Origin of the sequence: Lysinibacillus odysseyi 34hs-1 = NBRC 100172 (genome assembly GCF_001591965.1) — a bacterium.
Lineage (GTDB): Bacteria > Bacillota > Bacilli > Bacillales_A > Planococcaceae > Lysinibacillus_B > Lysinibacillus_B odysseyi.
The window spans coordinates 365,219-384,155 of record NZ_BCVX01000003.1 but is presented as its reverse complement, the minus strand read 5'-3'; the positions used below and the strand labels follow the sequence as shown (position 1 = coordinate 384,155).

General features: G+C 40.9%; 19 protein-coding genes. 15 read left to right on the top strand and 4 right to left on the bottom strand.

From position 1 onward, the window contains the following. Positions 1–13: 13 nt before the first annotated feature. From BOD01S_RS07025 to BOD01S_RS07000, 6 genes are all read left to right on the top strand, one after another. Positions 14–427, top strand: coding sequence for a cytidine deaminase (locus BOD01S_RS07025; RefSeq protein ID WP_036157828.1), 414 nt, complete (start codon positions 14–16; stop codon positions 425–427). After that, on the top strand, positions 408–1,328 hold the full coding sequence (gene era / locus BOD01S_RS07020; RefSeq protein ID WP_036157831.1) for a GTPase Era: 921 nt from the start codon (positions 408–410) through the stop codon (positions 1,326–1,328). Before BOD01S_RS07025 ends, era begins: the two co-directional genes overlap by 20 nt. A 167-nt stretch (positions 1,329–1,495) precedes the next feature. After that, on the top strand, positions 1,496–2,275 hold the full coding sequence (gene recO, locus BOD01S_RS07015; RefSeq protein ID WP_036157834.1) for a DNA repair protein RecO: 780 nt from the start codon (positions 1,496–1,498) through the stop codon (positions 2,273–2,275). 150 nt (positions 2,276–2,425) lie between these two features. Further along, positions 2,426–4,018, top strand: a complete 1,593-nt coding sequence (locus BOD01S_RS07010) for a spore germination protein (RefSeq protein WP_052124970.1) — start codon at positions 2,426–2,428, stop codon at positions 4,016–4,018. Continuing rightward, positions 4,008–5,108: a GerAB/ArcD/ProY family transporter gene (locus BOD01S_RS07005; RefSeq protein ID WP_036157837.1), complete on the top strand. Its 1,101-nt coding sequence runs from the start codon at positions 4,008–4,010 to the stop codon at positions 5,106–5,108. The genes BOD01S_RS07010 and BOD01S_RS07005 overlap by 11 nt, the downstream gene beginning before the upstream one ends. Further along, positions 5,105–6,310 (top strand): Ger(x)C family spore germination protein, encoded by a 1,206-nt coding sequence (locus BOD01S_RS07000; RefSeq protein WP_036157841.1) that lies wholly within the window; start codon positions 5,105–5,107, stop codon positions 6,308–6,310. The genes BOD01S_RS07005 and BOD01S_RS07000 overlap by 4 nt, the downstream gene beginning before the upstream one ends. Before the next feature lie 362 nt (positions 6,311–6,672). Here the strand turns inward: BOD01S_RS07000 and BOD01S_RS06995 are convergent, their stop codons facing one another. The 3 genes from BOD01S_RS06995 to BOD01S_RS06985 form a co-directional block, all read right to left on the bottom strand. Continuing rightward, positions 6,673–7,041, bottom strand: coding sequence for a hypothetical protein (locus BOD01S_RS06995; protein ID WP_036157843.1), 369 nt, complete (start codon positions 7,039–7,041; stop codon positions 6,673–6,675). 76 nt (positions 7,042–7,117) lie between these two features. Next, positions 7,118–7,585 (bottom strand): hypothetical protein, encoded by a 468-nt coding sequence (locus BOD01S_RS06990; RefSeq protein ID WP_036157848.1) that lies wholly within the window; start codon positions 7,583–7,585, stop codon positions 7,118–7,120. A 195-nt stretch (positions 7,586–7,780) separates the two neighbouring features. After that, complete coding sequence (locus tag BOD01S_RS06985) at positions 7,781–9,169, bottom strand: glycine--tRNA ligase (protein WP_036157851.1); 1,389 nt, start codon at positions 9,167–9,169, stop codon at positions 7,781–7,783. Between the two features lie 421 nt (positions 9,170–9,590). Here BOD01S_RS06985 and BOD01S_RS06980 point away from each other — a divergent pair, with 421 nt between their 5' ends. From BOD01S_RS06980 to BOD01S_RS06940, 9 genes are all read left to right on the top strand, one after another. Beyond that, entirely contained in the window at positions 9,591–10,229 is a 639-nt protein-coding gene (locus BOD01S_RS06980; protein ID WP_036157854.1) for a helix-turn-helix transcriptional regulator, read from the top strand. Positions 10,230–10,239: 10 nt separating this feature from the next. Further along, entirely contained in the window at positions 10,240–11,058 is an 819-nt protein-coding gene (locus tag BOD01S_RS06975) for a pyruvate, water dikinase regulatory protein (RefSeq protein ID WP_036157857.1), read from the top strand. Positions 11,059–11,279: 221 nt separating this feature from the next. Continuing rightward, positions 11,280–13,103, top strand: a complete 1,824-nt coding sequence (gene dnaG / locus BOD01S_RS06970) for a DNA primase (protein ID WP_036157860.1) — start codon at positions 11,280–11,282, stop codon at positions 13,101–13,103. Between the two features lie 33 nt (positions 13,104–13,136). Continuing rightward, complete coding sequence (gene rpoD / locus BOD01S_RS06965; protein WP_036157863.1) at positions 13,137–14,261, top strand: RNA polymerase sigma factor RpoD; 1,125 nt, start codon at positions 13,137–13,139, stop codon at positions 14,259–14,261. A 277-nt stretch (positions 14,262–14,538) separates the two neighbouring features. Continuing rightward, complete coding sequence (locus BOD01S_RS06960) at positions 14,539–15,096, top strand: hypothetical protein (protein ID WP_036157865.1); 558 nt, start codon at positions 14,539–14,541, stop codon at positions 15,094–15,096. Between the two features lie 314 nt (positions 15,097–15,410). Further along, positions 15,411–15,758: a cytochrome c550 gene (cccA, locus tag BOD01S_RS06955; protein ID WP_036157868.1), complete on the top strand. Its 348-nt coding sequence runs from the start codon at positions 15,411–15,413 to the stop codon at positions 15,756–15,758. Positions 15,759–15,849: 91 nt separating this feature from the next. Further along, positions 15,850–16,545 (top strand): tRNA (adenine(22)-N(1))-methyltransferase, encoded by a 696-nt coding sequence (locus BOD01S_RS06950; RefSeq protein ID WP_036157870.1) that lies wholly within the window; start codon positions 15,850–15,852, stop codon positions 16,543–16,545. Next, complete coding sequence (locus tag BOD01S_RS06945; RefSeq protein ID WP_036157873.1) at positions 16,542–17,663, top strand: Nif3-like dinuclear metal center hexameric protein; 1,122 nt, start codon at positions 16,542–16,544, stop codon at positions 17,661–17,663. Before BOD01S_RS06950 ends, BOD01S_RS06945 begins: the two co-directional genes overlap by 4 nt. Before the next feature lie 12 nt (positions 17,664–17,675). Further along, positions 17,676–17,894: a hypothetical protein gene (locus tag BOD01S_RS06940; RefSeq protein WP_036157876.1), complete on the top strand. Its 219-nt coding sequence runs from the start codon at positions 17,676–17,678 to the stop codon at positions 17,892–17,894. A 50-nt stretch (positions 17,895–17,944) separates the two neighbouring features. On the opposite strand, the gene BOD01S_RS06935 is transcribed toward BOD01S_RS06940, so the two are convergent. Beyond that, a complete protein-coding gene (locus tag BOD01S_RS06935; RefSeq protein ID WP_036157879.1) occupies positions 17,945–18,913 on the bottom strand; it encodes a 4-hydroxy-3-methylbut-2-enyl diphosphate reductase in 969 nt (322 codons plus the stop codon). Positions 18,914–18,937: the final 24 nt, after the last annotated feature.

Genomic DNA, 18,937 nt, shown 5'->3' with positions numbered 1-18,937 from the left:
GGGGAGTTCTCCTATGAACATGGAACAATTACTGGCAGAGTCGAAAATTGCACGTGAAAAGGCATATGTACCATACTCGAAATTTCAGGTAGGGGCAGCGCTCCTAGCGGAAGATGGAACAGTATATCATGGGTGTAATATTGAAAATGCCGGGTATAGTATGACAAATTGTGCGGAGCGCACGGCATTCTTCAAGGCCGTATCAGAGGGTGTTAAAAGTTTCAAGGCATTGGCTGTCGTAGCAGATACTGATCGCCCGTGCTCTCCATGTGGAGCATGCCGTCAAGTAATGGCAGAATTTTGTGCACCGGATATGCCGGTCTATTTAACAAACTTAAAAGGCGACGTACAACAAACAACAGTGGGTGAGCTGTTACCAGGCGCATTCACACCGGAGGATTTAGATTATGCAGCAAGTAAACAATAATGGCTTTAAATCGGGCTTTATCTCGATTATCGGCCGACCGAACGTTGGGAAATCGACGTTTTTAAACCGTGTAATTGGACAAAAAATTGCCATTATGTCGGACAAACCGCAAACAACACGCAATAAAGTGCAGGGTGTATTAACACAAAGCAGCTCTCAAATGATTTTTATCGATACGCCGGGTATTCATAAACCGAAGCATAAGCTTGGTGAGTTCATGTTGAAAGTAGCGAAGAATACACTGCGTGAAGTGGATGTCATCATGTTCATGGTAAATGCAGAGCAAAAAATCGGAAAAGGCGACGAGTTTATTTTAGAAATGCTGGAGGGCAATAAAACGCCTGTGTTTCTTGTAATCAATAAAATCGACCAGATACATCCAGATGAGTTGGTAGATATTATTGCATCGTATAAAGATAAATACCCATTTGCTGAGATTGTACCGATCTCTGCCTTACAAGGGAATAATGTTGAAAATTTATTAAGTGCAATTGAAAAATATTTACCGGAAGGGCCGCAGTATTATCCAGCCGACCAGGTGACAGACCATCCGGAGCGCTTTATTATTTCCGAATTAATCCGTGAAAAGGTTCTTCATCTAACGCGTGAAGAAATTCCACACTCTATCGCAGTAGTGATCGATAAAATAAAACGGGATGAAGAAAACGAGGATAAGATTCGTGTACAGGCGACAATTATGGTGGAGCGGGACTCTCAAAAAGGCATTGTCATCGGAAAGCGCGGGGCTTTGTTAAAAGAGGTTGGTATAAGAGCACGCAAAGATATCGAAATGCTGCTTGGTTCAAAAGTGTATTTAGAACTCTGGGTAAAGGTCCAGAAGGATTGGCGAAATAAACAGACGCATCTTCGTGACTTTGGTTTCCGTGAGGACGAGTATTAAAAGTAAAAGATTCTCTGTATAAAAAAGTATAGGGAGCTTTCAAAAAAAAACATATTATACGACACTATATTGTTAGCATCTTGTAAACAGGTGGAGCATCGAAGAGATGTTCTGCCTGTTTTTTCGTGTATAATAGAAATATATAAGAGAGTAAGGACGGGTTGTGTATGCTGCATAAATGGGAAGGGATCGTACTTAAATCAAGAGCGTACGGGGAATCAAATAAAATTGTCACATTACTCACACGTGAAGCGGGCAAGGTTGCGTGCATGGCCCGGGGAGCGAAGAAGCCGACCAGCCGACTAGCCGGTGTGACACAGCCGTTTATGCATGGCTCATTTTTGGTGCAGCGGACAAGCGGAATGGGCACCTTGCAGCAGGGCGAGCATTTTAATACAATGCGTACGTTGCAGACGGATATCGTTGCGACTGCCTATGCAAGCTATATTGTGGAATTAATCGACCGGTTGGTGGAAGAAGGCAGAGAGGAGCCATTTGCATTTGAATTGCTGCTCCAGTCCTTAACGGCGATTGATGAAGGCTATGACCCTGAGGCTATTACATTATTTGTTGACTGGAAGATGCTGCCGTATACAGGTGTACAGCCAATTCTCCATTGCTGTGCCTCGTGCGGAGCGGTGGAAGGGGAATTTGCCTTTTCCTTTACGCAAGGGGGCTTTCTATGCCATAACTGCTTCCATTTGGATCCGTATATTATCAGGCTTTCACCTACACAGCTGAAGCTGATCCGGATGTTTTATACTGTACCGATTGATCAGGTAGGGAAATTAGAGCTAAAACCCCAAACGAAACGTTTTATAAAAAAAATTGTTACGACTATTTATGAAGAACAGACCGGCATCCGTTTGAAATCACGTTCATTTATTGAACAGCTAGAAAGGACACCACAGCTTCAACCGATACGTAAAAAAGAGGAAGAAGAATAAAGGGCTGTCATCCTGCCTCACTAGCCAAGTGAGATGTGATGACAGCTTTTTTTATTAGGCATTTTAATTACTCCTGTCGTTTTTGAATAGCAAGAATGTATCGATACATACTAACACGTATGGTATAGATAAACAGGAAAGGGTGTTTATATGTCCCCTATTTTTAAAAAGAGCCCGACCAACAAAGAAGGAGAGCGCTTTGTACCAAACAGTTCAATCATCCAAAAAGCGCAAACAGTGTATTTCACACCTAATATAAAATATAATTTTGAACTATTTACCTCCATTCTCCAAAAAGATGCGGATTTTCTTAGCAAAAAGTTTAAAGTTTTTGGAGAAACACCAGCTGTGCTTATATGTTTAAAATCGCTGGTTGATATGGAAAAGATTGAACGGGATATTATCAAGCAACTTCAAAACAAAAAACATCCTGATAACAGCCATACGCCTATTACAACGTATATTATGGAAGATGTGTTGTATTATACAGCTGTTGAAACGGTGAAGAATTTAGCAGCGGGTATAGAATCATTGCTTGCTGGCAAGGCTCTTGTATTTATTGAAGGAATCGAGCAAGCGATGGCATTAGATGTTTATACTCAAGAAAAACGAAGTATTGAACAATCAGAAACAGAGCGGGTTGTCCGTGGACCAAGGGATGGGTTCATTGAGTCGTTACAAACAAATGTTGCTTTATTGCGTTATCGTCTTCCTGTACCTGAATTTCGTGTCGAGCAAAGAGAGGTCGGTACACGGACGAAAACCAAAATAGCAATCTGCTACTTGGATGACATCGTAAACCCAGAATTGTTAGAAGAAGTACGGAGCCGAATTGATAAGATTGTTATTGATCGTATTCTGGATGCAGGCTATATCGAACACTATATACAAGACGATGTAACATCGCCATTTCCACAAGTGCAAAACTCGGAAAGACCAGATAGGGTAGTGGGAAATTTATTAGAAGGAAGAGTAAGCATTTTGGTCGATGGCAGTCCGTTTGCGCTGATTGTACCAGCCATTTTTGTCCAATTTTATCAAACAAGTGAGGATTACAATGAGCGTTGGATCATTACATCAGCGATTAGGATAATTCGATTAGCAGCTTTAGTTTTTTCGCTGACCTTTTCCTCCTTCTATGTAACGGTGCTATCCTTTCATCCAGAGCTCATTCCAGCTACTTTTGTCGTCGCTGCCTCAAGTGGAAGGCAAGGGGTTCCATTTCCCGTAGTGATAGAAGTATTAATCATGGAAATTGCGATGGAAATTTTAAGGGAAGCAACTGTTCGGATGCCTCAGCAGGTGGGCGGGGCATTATCCATTGTAGGCGTCTTAGTAGTAGGACAAGCAGCTGTACAAGCGGGGTTTGTTAGCCCGATTACCGTTGTCATTATGGCATTGTCCACCATTGGCTCATTTGCCACCCCGTCTTATAACGTAGCTACGGCATTTCGCGTTTTACGTTTCATACTCATCATTCTGGCGGGGACATTTGGACTTTTAGGATTGGCAGTAGGCATTATGCTCGTGTTAAACCATATGCTGTCGCTGCGGTCATTTGGTGTTCCGTATATGGCGCCTTTTTCCCCGGGGAATTATCAGGAGTTAAAAGACTCGTTTATGCGTTTTCCGATTCAGTGGACAAAAGAAAGACCTAAGCATCTTCAGCCTCAAGATAAGAAGCGGGTAGATAATAGGAAGTACAATAAACGAAGCGGGGGAGAGGGCAATAATGAAACCTAACAATGCCGTGACACCTGTTCAGCTTGCAGTAACCATTATAAGCACAATAATAGGTGTATCCATACTTGGCATCCCCAATTTTGTGACAGAAAAAGTAGGAACAGCTGCGCCGCTTTCAAGTGTACTAGGGGTGTTGATGGGGGGATTCGGCATACTGGCGATCACTTTACTAGGCAGGCGTTTTCCCAAACAAACACTAATCGGCTATAATCAAGAAATTTTAGGAAAAAAAATCGGCAATTTTTTCAGTATTATAGTTATCCTCTTTTTTTTAACCCTGATGGGTGTTGAAACGCGCCATTTTGCAGAGGTAATAGTAGGATCATTGCTGCCCAATACGCCCATTTCAATCGCCATTTTTTTCATGATTTTTTTATGTGCTTCTGTTAGCTTTTTGAGCGTTTCAACATTCGTGTATATCCATTTTTTCTATCTCCCTTTTATTATTATTCCGTTATTAATTATACTATTGCCTTCTATCCAAAATGTTACCTATTATCATTTGCTGCCTATCACGGGACATGATGTTTCTATCAGGATGCTTTTTAGCGGAGGAATGAATGTCACACAAGCTGTATCGAATTTTATGGTGATTGCTATGCTCATCCCTTTTATGAAAAACCCGCAAAAATGTGTAAAAAGTGGTTTATGGGGATATGCAATCGGTAGTCTCTTTTTCATTATAACAATTACAATAGCACTCGCTGTTTTTGGAGCTGAAGAAATGAAGCATTTATTATGGCCGACATTAGGACTGGGGAAAATGGTGCGAATTCCTGGTGATGTTTTATCGCGTGTTGATGCAATTTTGCTGATTGCCTGGATATTTGCCGTTTTTACAACATTATTTTCTTATTATTTCCTTTATGTTCGGGGTGTAGCAGAATTAATGCGATCTTCTCGCTATCGATTAATTGCTTTTTTAGGTTTCCCGTTTGTATTTATGGTTGCATCGTTACCACAAGATATTTATGAGGTGTATTACTATGTATTAGAAGTAACGCTGGTCGGCCTTATAATAACCATTATCTATCCCGTTCTTTTGTTTATCTTATCTATCATTCGTAGGCAAAGGGGGATAACTGAGTGAAAAAGCTGGGTATGCTCACTATATTTTTAATAAGTCCACTTTTTTTATCTGCATGCTGGGACAGCTATGAATTAGAAGAACGAGCAAACATTTTAGGGCTAGCCGTCGATTTAGGAGATATGAATGAAATAGATGAAATACCAAAAGTCACCCATATAGAAGGAGAGACTCCTGCTAGCGTTGAAGATACAATATATAAAGTTACAGCTCAAATAGCGGTACCCGGAAAAATTAAACTTGGGCCTGAGGGCGGAACAGGAGAAGGCTCTGAGAAAACAGCATGGGTACTTGAAACATACGGCCATACGATGAAAGATGCATTGGCCAATATGCAGCAGCAGCTTGCGGAAAAGCTGTATTTAGGCCACTTGCAAATTATTGTAGTCAGTGAGGATATTGCAAAACAAGGGATTATAGATATTAGTGACTATTTAAGGCGTGATATTGAAGTAAGGAGAACGGCTTGGATGATTATTAGCGAAGGTGACGCCCACTCTATATTAAAAGTGGCCCCTCCTATTGAAACAGTACCTGCCTTATATTTGGCTGAAACTTTAAATAATGCAGTTCGATTCGGAAAATTGCCGGAGGAGTATTTGGGGAAATTTTGGATAAACCTTTCGGATATCGGGGTCGATGCAATTTTACCCATCGTCAAACCTATAAATAATGACCGCATTTTTGTTAGTGGTTTAAGTTATTTCAAAGAAGAAAAAATGGCCGGAACGATGCTGCCTTTAGAGATAGGTGCTTATTTGGCCATGATTGGAGAAGCGAAAGGCGGATACTCTTTTATGGTTTCTTTAGACGATGCGGTATATATTTTAAACTCCCAAAAAAGGAGTTCTGTTATACAGGTAGATCTACAGAATGGTACTCCCACAGCTGCAATTGATATTCATATTGACTCGGAGCTTGATGAAGAAATTAATGATGGAAGGCTGGATGAGAAAAAAATTAAGGAAATTGAAAAAGAGGCCAATGCTTTTCTAGAAAAGGATGTTCTCTTAAACCTGATAAAAAGATTGCAAGATGATCAGTCAGATATCCTTGGAATAGGTGCAAGAATCCGTGCAGAATATAGTGATTATTGGAAACGAGAAGTAAAGACGACTGAGCAGTGGAAGAAGATTTACAAAGAAATGAATATTAAGGTTAATATTCATACACAAATCAGAAGAACAGGGATGGAATGGGACTAAATAGTCGAAAAAAACATTCAACTTATGATGGAGACGACCTGGCCGTACAAATTTGAGCGTAAAAGAGGGGATGGGCACGCATTATTTTATGAGTAGGATGTGGGGCAGGTAATTCTTTTAATATGTTATCAGCTATGGACGATACGTCATAGCTGGAAAGAAAGAGATAGGAAATAAGGAAATCTTTTAGAGGATTCATTTTTCTAATTGTAAAAAGTATGTTTAGAAATAGGAAGGGGCAAAGAAATGACATGAAAGCTATACTATTGCTTCCCTATATCGAAAAAAGCCATCTTTCTCGAAAGAAAGATGACTTTTTTATTTTGTCTTAGCCTCTTTGATTGAAAAAATAATTAGTGCTGTCAGGAATTGATTGTTGGGATGCGTGAAAAGGCAGATCTATCTTCTGTATAAGATACGAGCGTTTGATTTAATAATAAACGGATTCGATTTAATATAAGGATGACGTTTGCTTTATAGCAGTCAGGGCATTCTTTCTGGATTTCTTTAAAGAAAAGCTGTAACACGCGCAGCTCGGATGTCGATAAGCGTTTCAACTGGATGGGAACACCTTGCTTGGGAGATAAATCTTGCATAAGATTAGCGAAATGGATATTACGCAAGCTGATATCTTCCAAGGTTAAGATCATGCGGATTGCCAATGAACGATGTCTCGCATGAAAGTTTTTTTGTATTAATGTATTAAGCTTTTTATAATTTTTTGCTTGCATATTTTTCACTCCTCTTTACAAGAGTATATTTACCCTTGAATTTGTATAAGTAATCATCCAAAAATCTGAAATTTTGTTATTCAATCTGACAAAGCATTGGAATGATTTCTTCCTTCAATCCATGGAAAAATGCACTTTCATCTTCGGGTGTAAAACAAAAGGCATGTCTAGTTATAAACTGTTCGTAGCAATTATTAATAGTTGTACTGGATAGACGAAAGTGGTGGTTGAAATGTTCCCTCTCACGTGGGTCACATAAATACATATAACCTCTAGTTAATCGATATAACTGATGATGCTTCTCCGACAGCTTTGTATAGCGTTCTTGATGAAATCGGCCGGAGCTTGTAGAGACATTGATAAAATGACGATGCTTTTCCTTCGCTTCCTGCAACCCTTCCAGTTTCATATTAGCTGTAAATAAAAGATGATTTCGCAAACTGTGTTCAGGCAGTTCACGCGTAAGGCATTCTGTAACGATCTCTCTCATTTGGTCATATAAATCCCGTGTTGATGCTGTTTTTCCCTTTGTTTGAAAGAACATGACAAACACTCCCTTATAACCTTTTTATCCATTATAACGAAGAAAAGTGGGTTTTGTTCATTTTGTTCATTCTTTATTTTCGTAAGATTCAGTTTCTAGTTTTGGGGATACGAGCAGTAGAAGAGGTCGTGAAAAATTGTGGATGTTAATATGCAAAGAGGACGACCCGCTGTGCGAATCGTCCCCCCGCTATTACTAAAATTGTAAATGCTTTTCGATATATGCTTTTACTTCTGAAATAGGCATACGTACTTGATCCATTGAATCACGGTGACGCACTGTTACTTGGCCGTCTTCTTTAGAGTCGAAATCGTACGTGATACAGAATGGTGTACCGATTTCGTCCTGGCGGCGGTAGCGTTTACCGATGGATTGTGATTCATCATAATCAACCGGGAATGCTTTGCGTAGTTCTGCCCATACAGCAGAGGCTTCTTCACCTAATTTTTTTGATAATGGCAATACCGCTGCTTTAAATGGCGCAAGAGCAGGATGGAAGCGTAAGACATTACGTACGTCGCCGCCTTCTAATTCTTCTTCGTCATAAGCATCACATAAGAATGCTAAAGTTACGCGGTCTGCACCTAAAGAAGGCTCGATGCAGTAAGGAACATAGCGTTCGTTTGTTACTGGATCAATATACGTGAAGTCTTCACCTGAATGTTCCATATGCTGCTTTAAGTCATAGTCTGTACGGTCAGCAATACCCCATAGTTCACCCCAGCCGAATGGGAAGCGGAACTCGATATCTGTTGTTGCATTTGAATAGTGGGATAATTCATCTTCCTCATGATCGCGCAGACGCATAGAATCTTCCTTCATGCCAAGGTTTAATAACCAATCTTTACAGAAGTTTTTCCAGTAAGAATGCCATTCAAGGTCTTCCCCAGGTTTACAGAAGAATTCAAGCTCCATTTGCTCAAATTCACGTGTACGGAATGTAAAGTTACCTGGTGTGATTTCGTTACGGAATGATTTACCGATTTGTGCAATCCCAAACGGAGTACGTTTACGCATAGAACGCTGAACGTTTTTGAAGTTAACAAAAATACCTTGTGCTGTTTCCGGACGTAAATAGATTTCATTCGATGAAGATTCTGTTACACCTTGGTGTGTTTTGAACATTAAGTTGAACTGCCGAATATCTGTCCAGTCATCTTTGCCACAGTCTGGGCAGGTAACTTCTAATTCGTCCATCTTCGCTTTCATTTGGTCAAAGCTCATACCATCGACGATAATTTCTTTACCTGTTTTCTCCAAAGAGGCATCTTCAATTAATTTATCAGCACGGTGGCGCGCTTTACAAGCCTTACAGTCGATCATTGGATCATTGAAGTTACCGACGTGACCTGAAGCAACCCAAGCACGCGGGTTCATTAAAATCGCAGCATCTAAACCTACATTATGTTCAGATTCCTGAACAAACTTTTGCCACCAAGTTTTTTTTACATTATTTTTCAGTTCAACACCTAGTGGGCCGTAATCCCATGTGTTTGCAAGACCTCCGTAGATTTCTGAACCGGGGAAAACGAATCCACGTTGCTTTGCCAAGCTGACGATTGTTTCCATAGATTTTTGCGCCATCAAATATTCCTCCTATTTATTGTCCGGTAAACGGCAACGAAAAAAGCACCCGCCCACCGGACATATGATATGCCCGGGGACGAGTGCGTACCATTTGCACCCGCGGTTCCACCCCGCTTGCTTTTTAGGGGAGGTCAAGCGTTTTCGCAAATGGAAAACCGCATGCCATCATAAAAAGCCTCTTTCAAAAAGTCAGCTCACGGGTGCCGTTTCATTTTTCGGTTGCAGGCTTTCACCATTCCTGCTCGCTGAGTAGTTGAAAAATTACTTATATCCCGTTCATCGCCTATTTAATCTATATTGTAAATATGCAATAAAATTGTACACGTGTCAACACTGAACCTTTAAGATTTTATTCTTCGCAATCCATGCCAAAATAGTATATAATAATAATGGAAAAAGTATAACATTATTTGAGGCGGTGAGTCCAATAGAACTCAATAAACGTCAAGACGCCATTTTACAAATTGTCAAGGAGAATGGACCGATTACAGGTGAACAGATTGCGGAGCGTCTTCACCTGACAAGGGCTACCTTAAGACCGGATTTGGCAATTTTGACAATGGCGGGCTTTTTAGACGCAAGACCACGTGTAGGATATTTTTATGCCGGTAAAAAAAATACCGTTTCCTTAACGGAGTCAATGATGAATTTAAAAGTAAAGGATTTTCAGTCTATGCCGGTCATAGTATCTGAAAATATGACGGTTTATGATGCGATTCTGCACATTTTCTTAGAGGATGTAGGGACGCTTTTTGTCGCTGATAAGGACAATCACTTGCAGGGTGTATTGTCACGGAAGGACTTACTTCGTACAAGCATCGGAAGCCAGGATCTAAATAAAATCCCAGTAAACATAATTATGACGCGTATGCCAAACATTTCGTATTGTTCAAAAAAGGATTCGCTTATATTGGCGGCGAATAAACTAATAGAACATGAAATCGATTCCTTGCCTGTTGTGGAGGAAACCGAAGAGGGTCTAGAGATTGTTGGTCGTCTAACTAAGACAAATATTACGAAGGCGTTTATTTCACTTGCGGAAACGCATGACCTGTAAGGTGCAGCCCATGGAGAAATTACGTTTTTTTGTCGTTTCTGATTCCGTTGGTGAGACAGGGGACCTGGCAGTAAAGGCTGTTGTCAGTCAATTTAGACCACATTTTGAACAGGTGGAGATCCGCAGATTTCCTCACATTCATGAGCAGGATCATCTCCTGCAGATTATAAGTATCGCTAAAAAGCAAGATGCCATTATCATTTATACACTTGTCGAAAAAGAGTTACGCGCAGCATTGCATGACCTGGGTGTTAAACACAATGTTGCGGTCATTGATTTGCTAGGGCCTATGCTGGACCTGCTGGAAAGCAAGATTAAGCAAAAACCACTTGAGCTGCCTGGTATTGTACACCAGCTGGATGAGTATTACTTTGAAAAAATTGAAGCAGTGGAGTTTGCGGTAAAGTATGATGATGGCCGCGACCCGCGGGGAATCCTGCTTGCAGATATTGTATTGGTAGGAGTATCCCGTACATCTAAAACACCGTTGTCACAGTATCTGGCTCATAAACGGTATAAAGTTGCCAATGTTCCGCTTGTACCGGAAGTTGATCCACCTGCTGAATTATTTATGGTAGATCCGAAAAAATGTTTTGGACTTGTTATTTCGCCGGGCCAATTAAATAATATCCGCAAAGAACGCCTGATAGCCCTCGGATTAGGAGAAGGTGCTACATACGCACAGCATGACCGTATAGAGGAAGAAATTGCTCATTTCTATCAAGTGGTAGAAAAAGTCGGCTGTGAGGTAATAGATGTGACGAATAAGGCAGTTGAAGAGACAGCCAACTGTATTATTGATAGAATAGAACAAGAGAAAATGCTATAACCGATAAAACCGCCTCTAATAAAGGAGGAGGTTTTTTCACGTTTTTTTTAGTAAAAAAATATGGAATTATTTTGTGAATTGTTTTATAATAATAAAATTGTGGTAAAAATACTCACATAGAGACGATAGTATGAAAAATATTAAATTTTTTGTCGAAATTTAAAGGGTTTTTTCATTTTATCTCGAATTGTGTTTAAGGACAAAAAAAGAATGGTGATTACATGACTGGGAAAATTCCTGAACAGTTAATTGAGGAGATTCGTTCGCAGTCCGATATAGTTGATGTCATCAGCGACTATATGCAGTTGACAAAGAGAGGACGCAACTGGTTTGGATTATGTCCATTTCACGGCGAGCAGACTCCTTCTTTTTCGGTGTCACAGGATAAGCAGATTTTTCACTGCTTTGGCTGTGGAGCAGGTGGAAATGCCATTACCTTTGTGATGGATATAGAAAATATTCCTTTTCCCGACGCTGTGGCCAAGCTGGCAGAACGAGTTGGTGTACAGGTAGATGTGCAGCCGCAAAATGCAGGAGGAGCGAAAGGCCTTTCTCCAACAGAGCTGAAGATGCTGGATGCACATGAGTTTGCGACCGAGTTTTATCATCATTTGCTTGTCAATACAGAAGACGGGGAGCAGGCATTACAATATTTAATGGAACGCGGTTTTACACGCGAGCTCATTGACACTCATAAAATCGGCTGGGCTTTACCGAAATGGGATGCTCTTGCAACACTCCTCGAACGAAAAGGTTTTATGTTAGAGGATATGGCAACATGCGGCCTAATTATTCATAAGGAAATTGATGATAGTTATTTTGATCGTTTCCGCGGGCGAATAATGTTTCCAATTCGTGATGAAAATGGAAAGGTAATTGCGTTTTCAGGGCGAATCTTAAATAGTGATGCAGATGAAGCAAAATATTTAAATAGTCCGGAATCACCGATTTTTCATAAAAGTCAGGTTCTCTATAATCTCGATAAGGCACGTGCATCGATCCGCAAGACAAGAAAGGCCGTCTTAATGGAAGGATTCATCGATGTGCTGGCTGCAAACCGGGCCGGTGTACACAACGCTGTCGCAACGATGGGTACGTCACTTACACCTCAGCATGTCCAAAAGCTCAAGCGCTTAGTGGAGCAAATTACGATTTGCTATGATGGGGACAATGCTGGTTTTGAGGCTGCCAAGCGTGCAGCGGAAATGTTACAGGCGGAAAGGCTTAAAATCGAGGTTGCGGTATTGCCTGATAAACTCGACCCGGATGATTACATTCATCGTTACGGCGCAGAGAGTTTTACCAATCAAATATTAGAAAAACCGTTTGCCTATATTGCATTTATGATGATGCATGCAAGACGGGGAAAAAACTTCCAGTTTGAAAATGATACGTTCCAATATATTCATGAGGTGCTTGGACATTTAGTCGGTAAAACGTCTCCAATTGAGCGGGATCTATACATTAATCAGCTCGCAAAAGAGACGAACATTACGAAGGAAGCTATCGAAGCCGAGTACCGCAAGTTTGAAGGGGAGCAAGTAAAGCATCATAAACAGACTGAAAAAAAAATAGGGCTGGTAAATCAGCATGTTCCGGTACAAACTAAGCCATTGACTGCTACGGAGCGTGCAGAACGTTTGTTGCTCGCGCATATGCTTCATAATGTATACGTGGTTGACAAAATTTTAAACAGTGAAGAGCCGGATCCATTTATTCGGGATGATTACAAAACGGTTTTCATTAAGTTGATTGGGTTTTATGAGGAATACTCCTCTTCTGACTATCACCGTTTTGTAGAACTGTTGGATGAAGCAGATCTCCGTAAAATAGTAATGGAGGCAGCCCTAGTGGAGCGGGACCCTGACCATGGGGATCTAGAAGTGGCTGATTGTTTGAAGCACCTGAAAAAATACCGCATCCAGATTGAAATAGATAATTTAATTCATGAAAGTAAAGAAGCGGAGAAAATGTTTGATTATTTACGTGCTCGTGATTTAGTCGCAAAGCAGATTCAGCTGAAGCGGCAGCTAGCAAGCATGTGATCCGATTCGGTTTGCATAGAAGGAGGAAGGTTTATGGCGGACAAGTCAGAACGTTCGAAAGAAACAGGAAATGAACTTACTTTAGATGAGGTGAAAACTCTTCTTAAAGCCAAAGCAAAACAAGATGGCGAAATTTCCATGAAAGAAATTTCAGAAAAGCTTGCATCATTTGATTTAGATACGGAAGAAGTATTTAACTTTGCTGATGAAATTGAAAAAAATGATGTGCAGGTGGAAGGTAAGGAAGAATTTGAGGAAGAGGCGCTATCAAAGCAAGAAGCGAGCGAAGAAGCATTCGACTTAAATGATTTAAGTGTTCCTCCTGGTGTAAAAATTAATGACCCAGTTCGCATGTATTTAAAAGAAATCGGCCGTGTTGATTTGCTTTCTGCAGAAGAAGAGATCCGTCTGGCAGAACGTATTGAACAAGGGGATGAAGAAGCACGAAAACGTCTTGCAGAGGCAAATTTACGTCTCGTCGTATCGATCGCCAAACGGTACGTAGGGCGCGGCATGCTCTTCCTTGATTTAATTCAGGAAGGAAATATGGGTTTAATTAAAGCGGTTGAAAAGTTTGACCACCGAAAAGGATTTAAATTCTCGACATATGCTACTTGGTGGATTCGCCAGGCCATTACACGTGCGATTGCCGATCAGGCGCGTACAATCCGTATCCCGGTACACATGGTTGAAACAATCAATAAATTAATTCGCGTTCAACGCCAGCTACTGCAAGATTTAGGGCGTGAACCAACTCCGGAAGAAATCGGTGAAGAAATGGATCTAACGCCTGAAAAGGTGCGTGAGATTTTAAAAATCGCACAGGAACCAGTTTCTCTTGAAACACCGATTGGGGAAGAGGATGATTCTCACTTAGGAGACTTCATTGAAGACTCGGAAGCCCAATCACCGTCAGACCATGCAGCTTATGAATTATTGAAAGAGCAGTTAGAGGACGTTCTGGACACATTGACAGATCGTGAAGAAAACGTTCTACGCCTCCGTTTTGGGTTAGATGACGGCCGTACACGTACGTTAGAAGAAGTAGGGAAAGTATTTGGTGTTACACGTGAGCGTATTCGCCAAATTGAAGCGAAAGCTCTACGTAAATTGCGCCACCCATCCCGCTCGAAACGTTTAAAGGACTTTTTAGAGTAAGGGTTCGCAGCACCTTAAGAAAAATTTCTTAAGGTGCTTTTTGCGTGGAACAATGTATTCTTAAGACAAATCCATTTTGTTAGCATCTTACAAAAAACATGTTGATAAAACAGCGCTAGGTAAACATTTTTCCCTATTTCCAATCCTTCGTATCAGATACAGAAGTCTCTTACAGCAAAAAGGTAAAAAAGGATATTGCTACTTTTTACGGATGTCGAATGTGCCTTGCTTCTATTAGAATAGTTTTATAAAACATATAAATTCTGGAGAAACGTCTATGGCCAATCAACGAAAACAAATTATTATTAATGAAATTGCCTTTTGGAAGCAGAATAAGCTGCTGCCAGAGCATTACTGCGACTTTTTAATGACCCTTTACACAGAAGGCGAATCCCATAATAAAGAAACAGCAGGTGATGCAAAACAGTCAGTAAAGGCTCAGGAAAAACGGAAAGGGAGGCGGATTCTTATCGTCATCCCTTGTTTAGCCCTTTTCCTCTTTGTGCTGCTATTTACAACCAAGGCAATATGGATTGTTAGTATCCCTGCCCTCCTGCTTGCAATTGCAAGCATCGTTGGCGCATTTTACTATACAAAGAAAAAGCAGCTATTAGCGCCTATATTATATATAAGCGGAGCCCTCATATTATTTGGGCTTTCGGTCAAACTAAGTTTAGCCTATTTTCCAGAAAACAATACTGCTTTATATAGCGTGCTTATAGGAAATTGTGTCTTCTGGTTATTATCAGGCATCTACATGAAGCTCATATATTTTACAGTTTCAGGCACATTGGGAGTTTTAGCGATTATCATTTACATGGTGATAAATAGGTAAAAAAAGTGCGTTACAAAAGCAGTATAGCTCAATAAAATGCTGAAAATAGAAGAAGTTTCGGATATATTCGCTTTTCTAAACTATATTAAAATAGTGGTATGGCTTATTTATCTGAAAGTGTTTACTTTTATTTGCATTAGTAGTTGTATTTTTCCAACAATCGGATATTGACGCATAAATGTCAAAATTGTTACAAAGAGAAGAAAAGTTGGTGTTTAGGTCTTTCCGTTTCTTCAGTAATGCAGTACAATAATGATTGTTGAATTGATTCTATATTTATAGAAGAAGCTTTAAAATGAGGGAGGGTACACACTATGAGAAACAATCCACTTATTCCTTACGTTCTTATTATGGCATTCGGTATCGGACTTATTTTCTTCATGTCATTAGGGGGCGCTGGAAGCAAGGATGAAGCAAAAGAAGCTGGCGAGAGCGGCGGTGAAGCTACAGCAGACATCGATGCAGAAGCAATCGTACAAAAATCTTGTGTTGGCTGTCACGGTGGCGACTTAACTGGCGGCATGGGTCCAAACTTAACTACAGGCTTGGATGCTGCGCATGTAAAAGAGGTAGTAATGAATGGCCAAGGCGCTATGCCTGCTGTTATTAAAGATGAAGCAGAAGCAGATGCTATTGCTGAATACATCTCTGGTTTAAAATAATCCTACTAAAATCCTTAGTCGTTTAGGCGACTGGGGATTTATTTTTTTATATAATGGTTTTGAACGGGAATTAGAGAAGAGAGGGATTTATATGAACGCACAAAAGCTTTCTAAACGTCTAGAAGCAGTGGCATCATTTGTGCCAACAGGAGCCGTACTAGCAGATATTGGGAGTGACCATGCTTATTTGCCTTGCTATTTGGTACATAAAAATGTTATCAGCCGGGCAGTAGCAGGAGAAGTAGTGAAGGGACCTTATGAGTCGGCTGTACGGCAGGTTCGTACTGAAGGGTTGACGGGAAATATCACCGTTCGCCTGGCGGATGGGCTTGCGGCCGTACAACCGGAAGATAAAGTAGATACAGTGACAATTGCCGGTATGGGAGGGCCGTTGATTGTTTCGATTCTGGAGAAACATCCACAGGCGCTGGAGAATGTAACACGTCTCGTGCTGCAGCCTAATATCCATGCAAAGGTTATTCGTGAATGGGCATTGCAAAATGGTTGGGCTCTATTAAATGAGGAAATTTTAGAAGAGGACGGCAAGGTTTATGAGATCTTGGTTCTGCAGCGCGGAGAAGAACTGCTTACAGAGGCTGAGGTGCTGCTTGGCAAACAGTTACTCGCTGCTAAATCTGATGTGTTTATAGAAAAATGGTCAAAAGAAATTGCTAATTGGCAACGCGTGCTACAATCAATCGAAAAAGCGGAGGCTACCCCTGAGGTTGAAGAGAAACGTGCAGAATTGCATCATCTGATCGAATTAGTGAAGGAGGCGCTTGTATGAAAGCAGTAAATGGGCATGAAATCATTCAGCTTTTTGAAAGCTGGTCACCGAAAAAATATGCTTGTATGCCGAACGATCCAATAGGGCTGGCTATCGGTACTTTAAACAAGCAAGTTTCAAAGGTGCTGGTGACATTGGACGTGACACATGCAGTAGTAGACGAAGCGATTGAAAATGGTTGTGAATTAATCATCGCACATCATCCACCTATTTTTATAAAGCTAAGTAATCTGCGTACGGACAACCCTCAAGGTCAGTTGTACGAAAAGCTGTTGAAAAACGATATAGCCGTCTATGCTGCCCATACAAATCTTGATGTAGCACCAGGAGGGGTGAATGACCTTCTTGCTGATGCACTTGGGCTTGTAGAACGGCGAATATTGGAGCCGACATTTAGCGAGAAAATGATGAAGCTTGCCGTTTTCATTCCGGATGCCCATGCTCAGGAAATGCGGAGTGTACTTGCAAAAGCCGGGGCAGGAAAAATCGGCCTGTATGATCACTGCAGTTATACCCTTAGCGGTAGGGGGCGTTTCCGTGTGCTCGAAGGAGCCGACCCTTATTTAGGTGAAGTAGGGGAGGCAGAAGTAACAGAGGAAGAAAAAATTGAGGTTGTGTTCCCTGAAAGTATGAAAAATAAAATACTAAAGGCCATGTTAAATGCCCATCCATATGAGGAACCTGCCTATGATTTATGGCCGCTTGAGATTGAAGTAAGTGAACAAGGTCTTGGTCGTATTGGCAAGTTAGAGGAGCCGATGACTCTAAAGCAATTTGCCGAGCAGGTAAAAGTGCAGCTTGATGTCCCTGCACTGCGCGTTGTAGGAGATCTTGACTCAATCGTGCAGAAGATTGCTGTTATCGGCGGAGACGGTAATAAGTATGTCCGTACAGCAAAGTATGCAGGAGCTGATGTGTTTGTAACAGGGGATATCGGCTTCCATGTGGCACAGGACGCAGAGGTGAATGGCTTGAATATTGTAGATCCCGGTCATCATGTCGAGAAAGTGATGATCAAAGGGGTAGTAGAAAAAATGAGTACAATGTGTACAGAGAAAAAGCTGCCAATCCAGTTTATCCAGTCAACAGTTCATACAGAACCATTCAAATTCATATGAGGGGCATTTTAAATGAAGGAACAACAAACAGTTAACAACGGCAAAATGTGGATTATCATCGGGATAGCCATCGCCGTTATCGGACTACTATTTACAATAGCGATGAGTGTTGTCAGCAGCCAAAATATTGATCGTTTAAAAACGCAGTGCGAAAACAGCGGCAAGACAGCGGAAGTGGTAGAAAAAGGATTTATCCTTACGACGAGTTATGAGTTTACATGTAAAAAATAATAAAAGGAGCTTATTCGATAAGTATATCTTATCGAATAAGCTCCTTTCGATTAATATGGCATAATTTTATCCACTGGTTTTGGTTCTTTAATTTTCGGCAAAATTTTATCAAGCGTTACAGTACGAACAATCTCGTGTGTAGATGGATCATTTTTATCAAACTTTTCTAGGAAGCTGATAACTTCCTTTACAATCGGTGTAGGAGTCGAAGCTCCTGCTGTTACCGCTACTTTGTCAACATTCATCAGCCAGTCAATCTGTAATTCGGAAAGATCTCCAATGCGGTGGGAAGGCGTACCAGCTATTTCAACCGATACCTGTGTAAGACGGTTGGAGTTATTGGATTTTGGATCTCCTACAACGATAAGTAAGTCTGCGTTTCCTGCCTGCTCTGCAACAGCTTCTTGACGTACCTGTGTCGCTAAGCAAATTTCTTGATGCACTTCTATATGCGGGAATTTCTCTTTCAAGCTCTCCATTAAAAAGGCTACATCCCACTGACTCATAGTCGTCTGGTTTGTTACAAGAATTTTTTGGTTATCAAGCTCTAAAGCATCAATATCCTTCATTGATTGGACGAGGTGGACATGGTCTGGAGCTACACCAATGGCACCCTCCGGCTCAGGATGCCCTTTTTTACCAATATAGATAATATCATAGCCATTAGCCGACTTTTCACGGATTAAATCATGCGTTACGGTAACGTCCGGGCAAGTGGCATCAATTGATACAAGACCTTTACGCTTGGCGATTTCGCGTATTTCCGGAGAAACTCCATGCGCAGTGAAGATAACCGTACCTGTTTCTACTTTTTCAATGATCTCTTTCCGGTTTTCTCCGTCTAATGTGATAATCCCGTCTTGCTCAAATGCATCTGTTACGTGTTTATTATGAACAATCATGCCTAAAATGTAGATTGGTCGTGGTAATGTTTTATCTAGTGCTGCGTTGCGTGCGATTACCATAGCATCAACTACCCCGTAGCAATAGCCGCGTGGATTAATTTTAATGACTTCCATGCTTCGAACTCCTTTCAAGCTTGT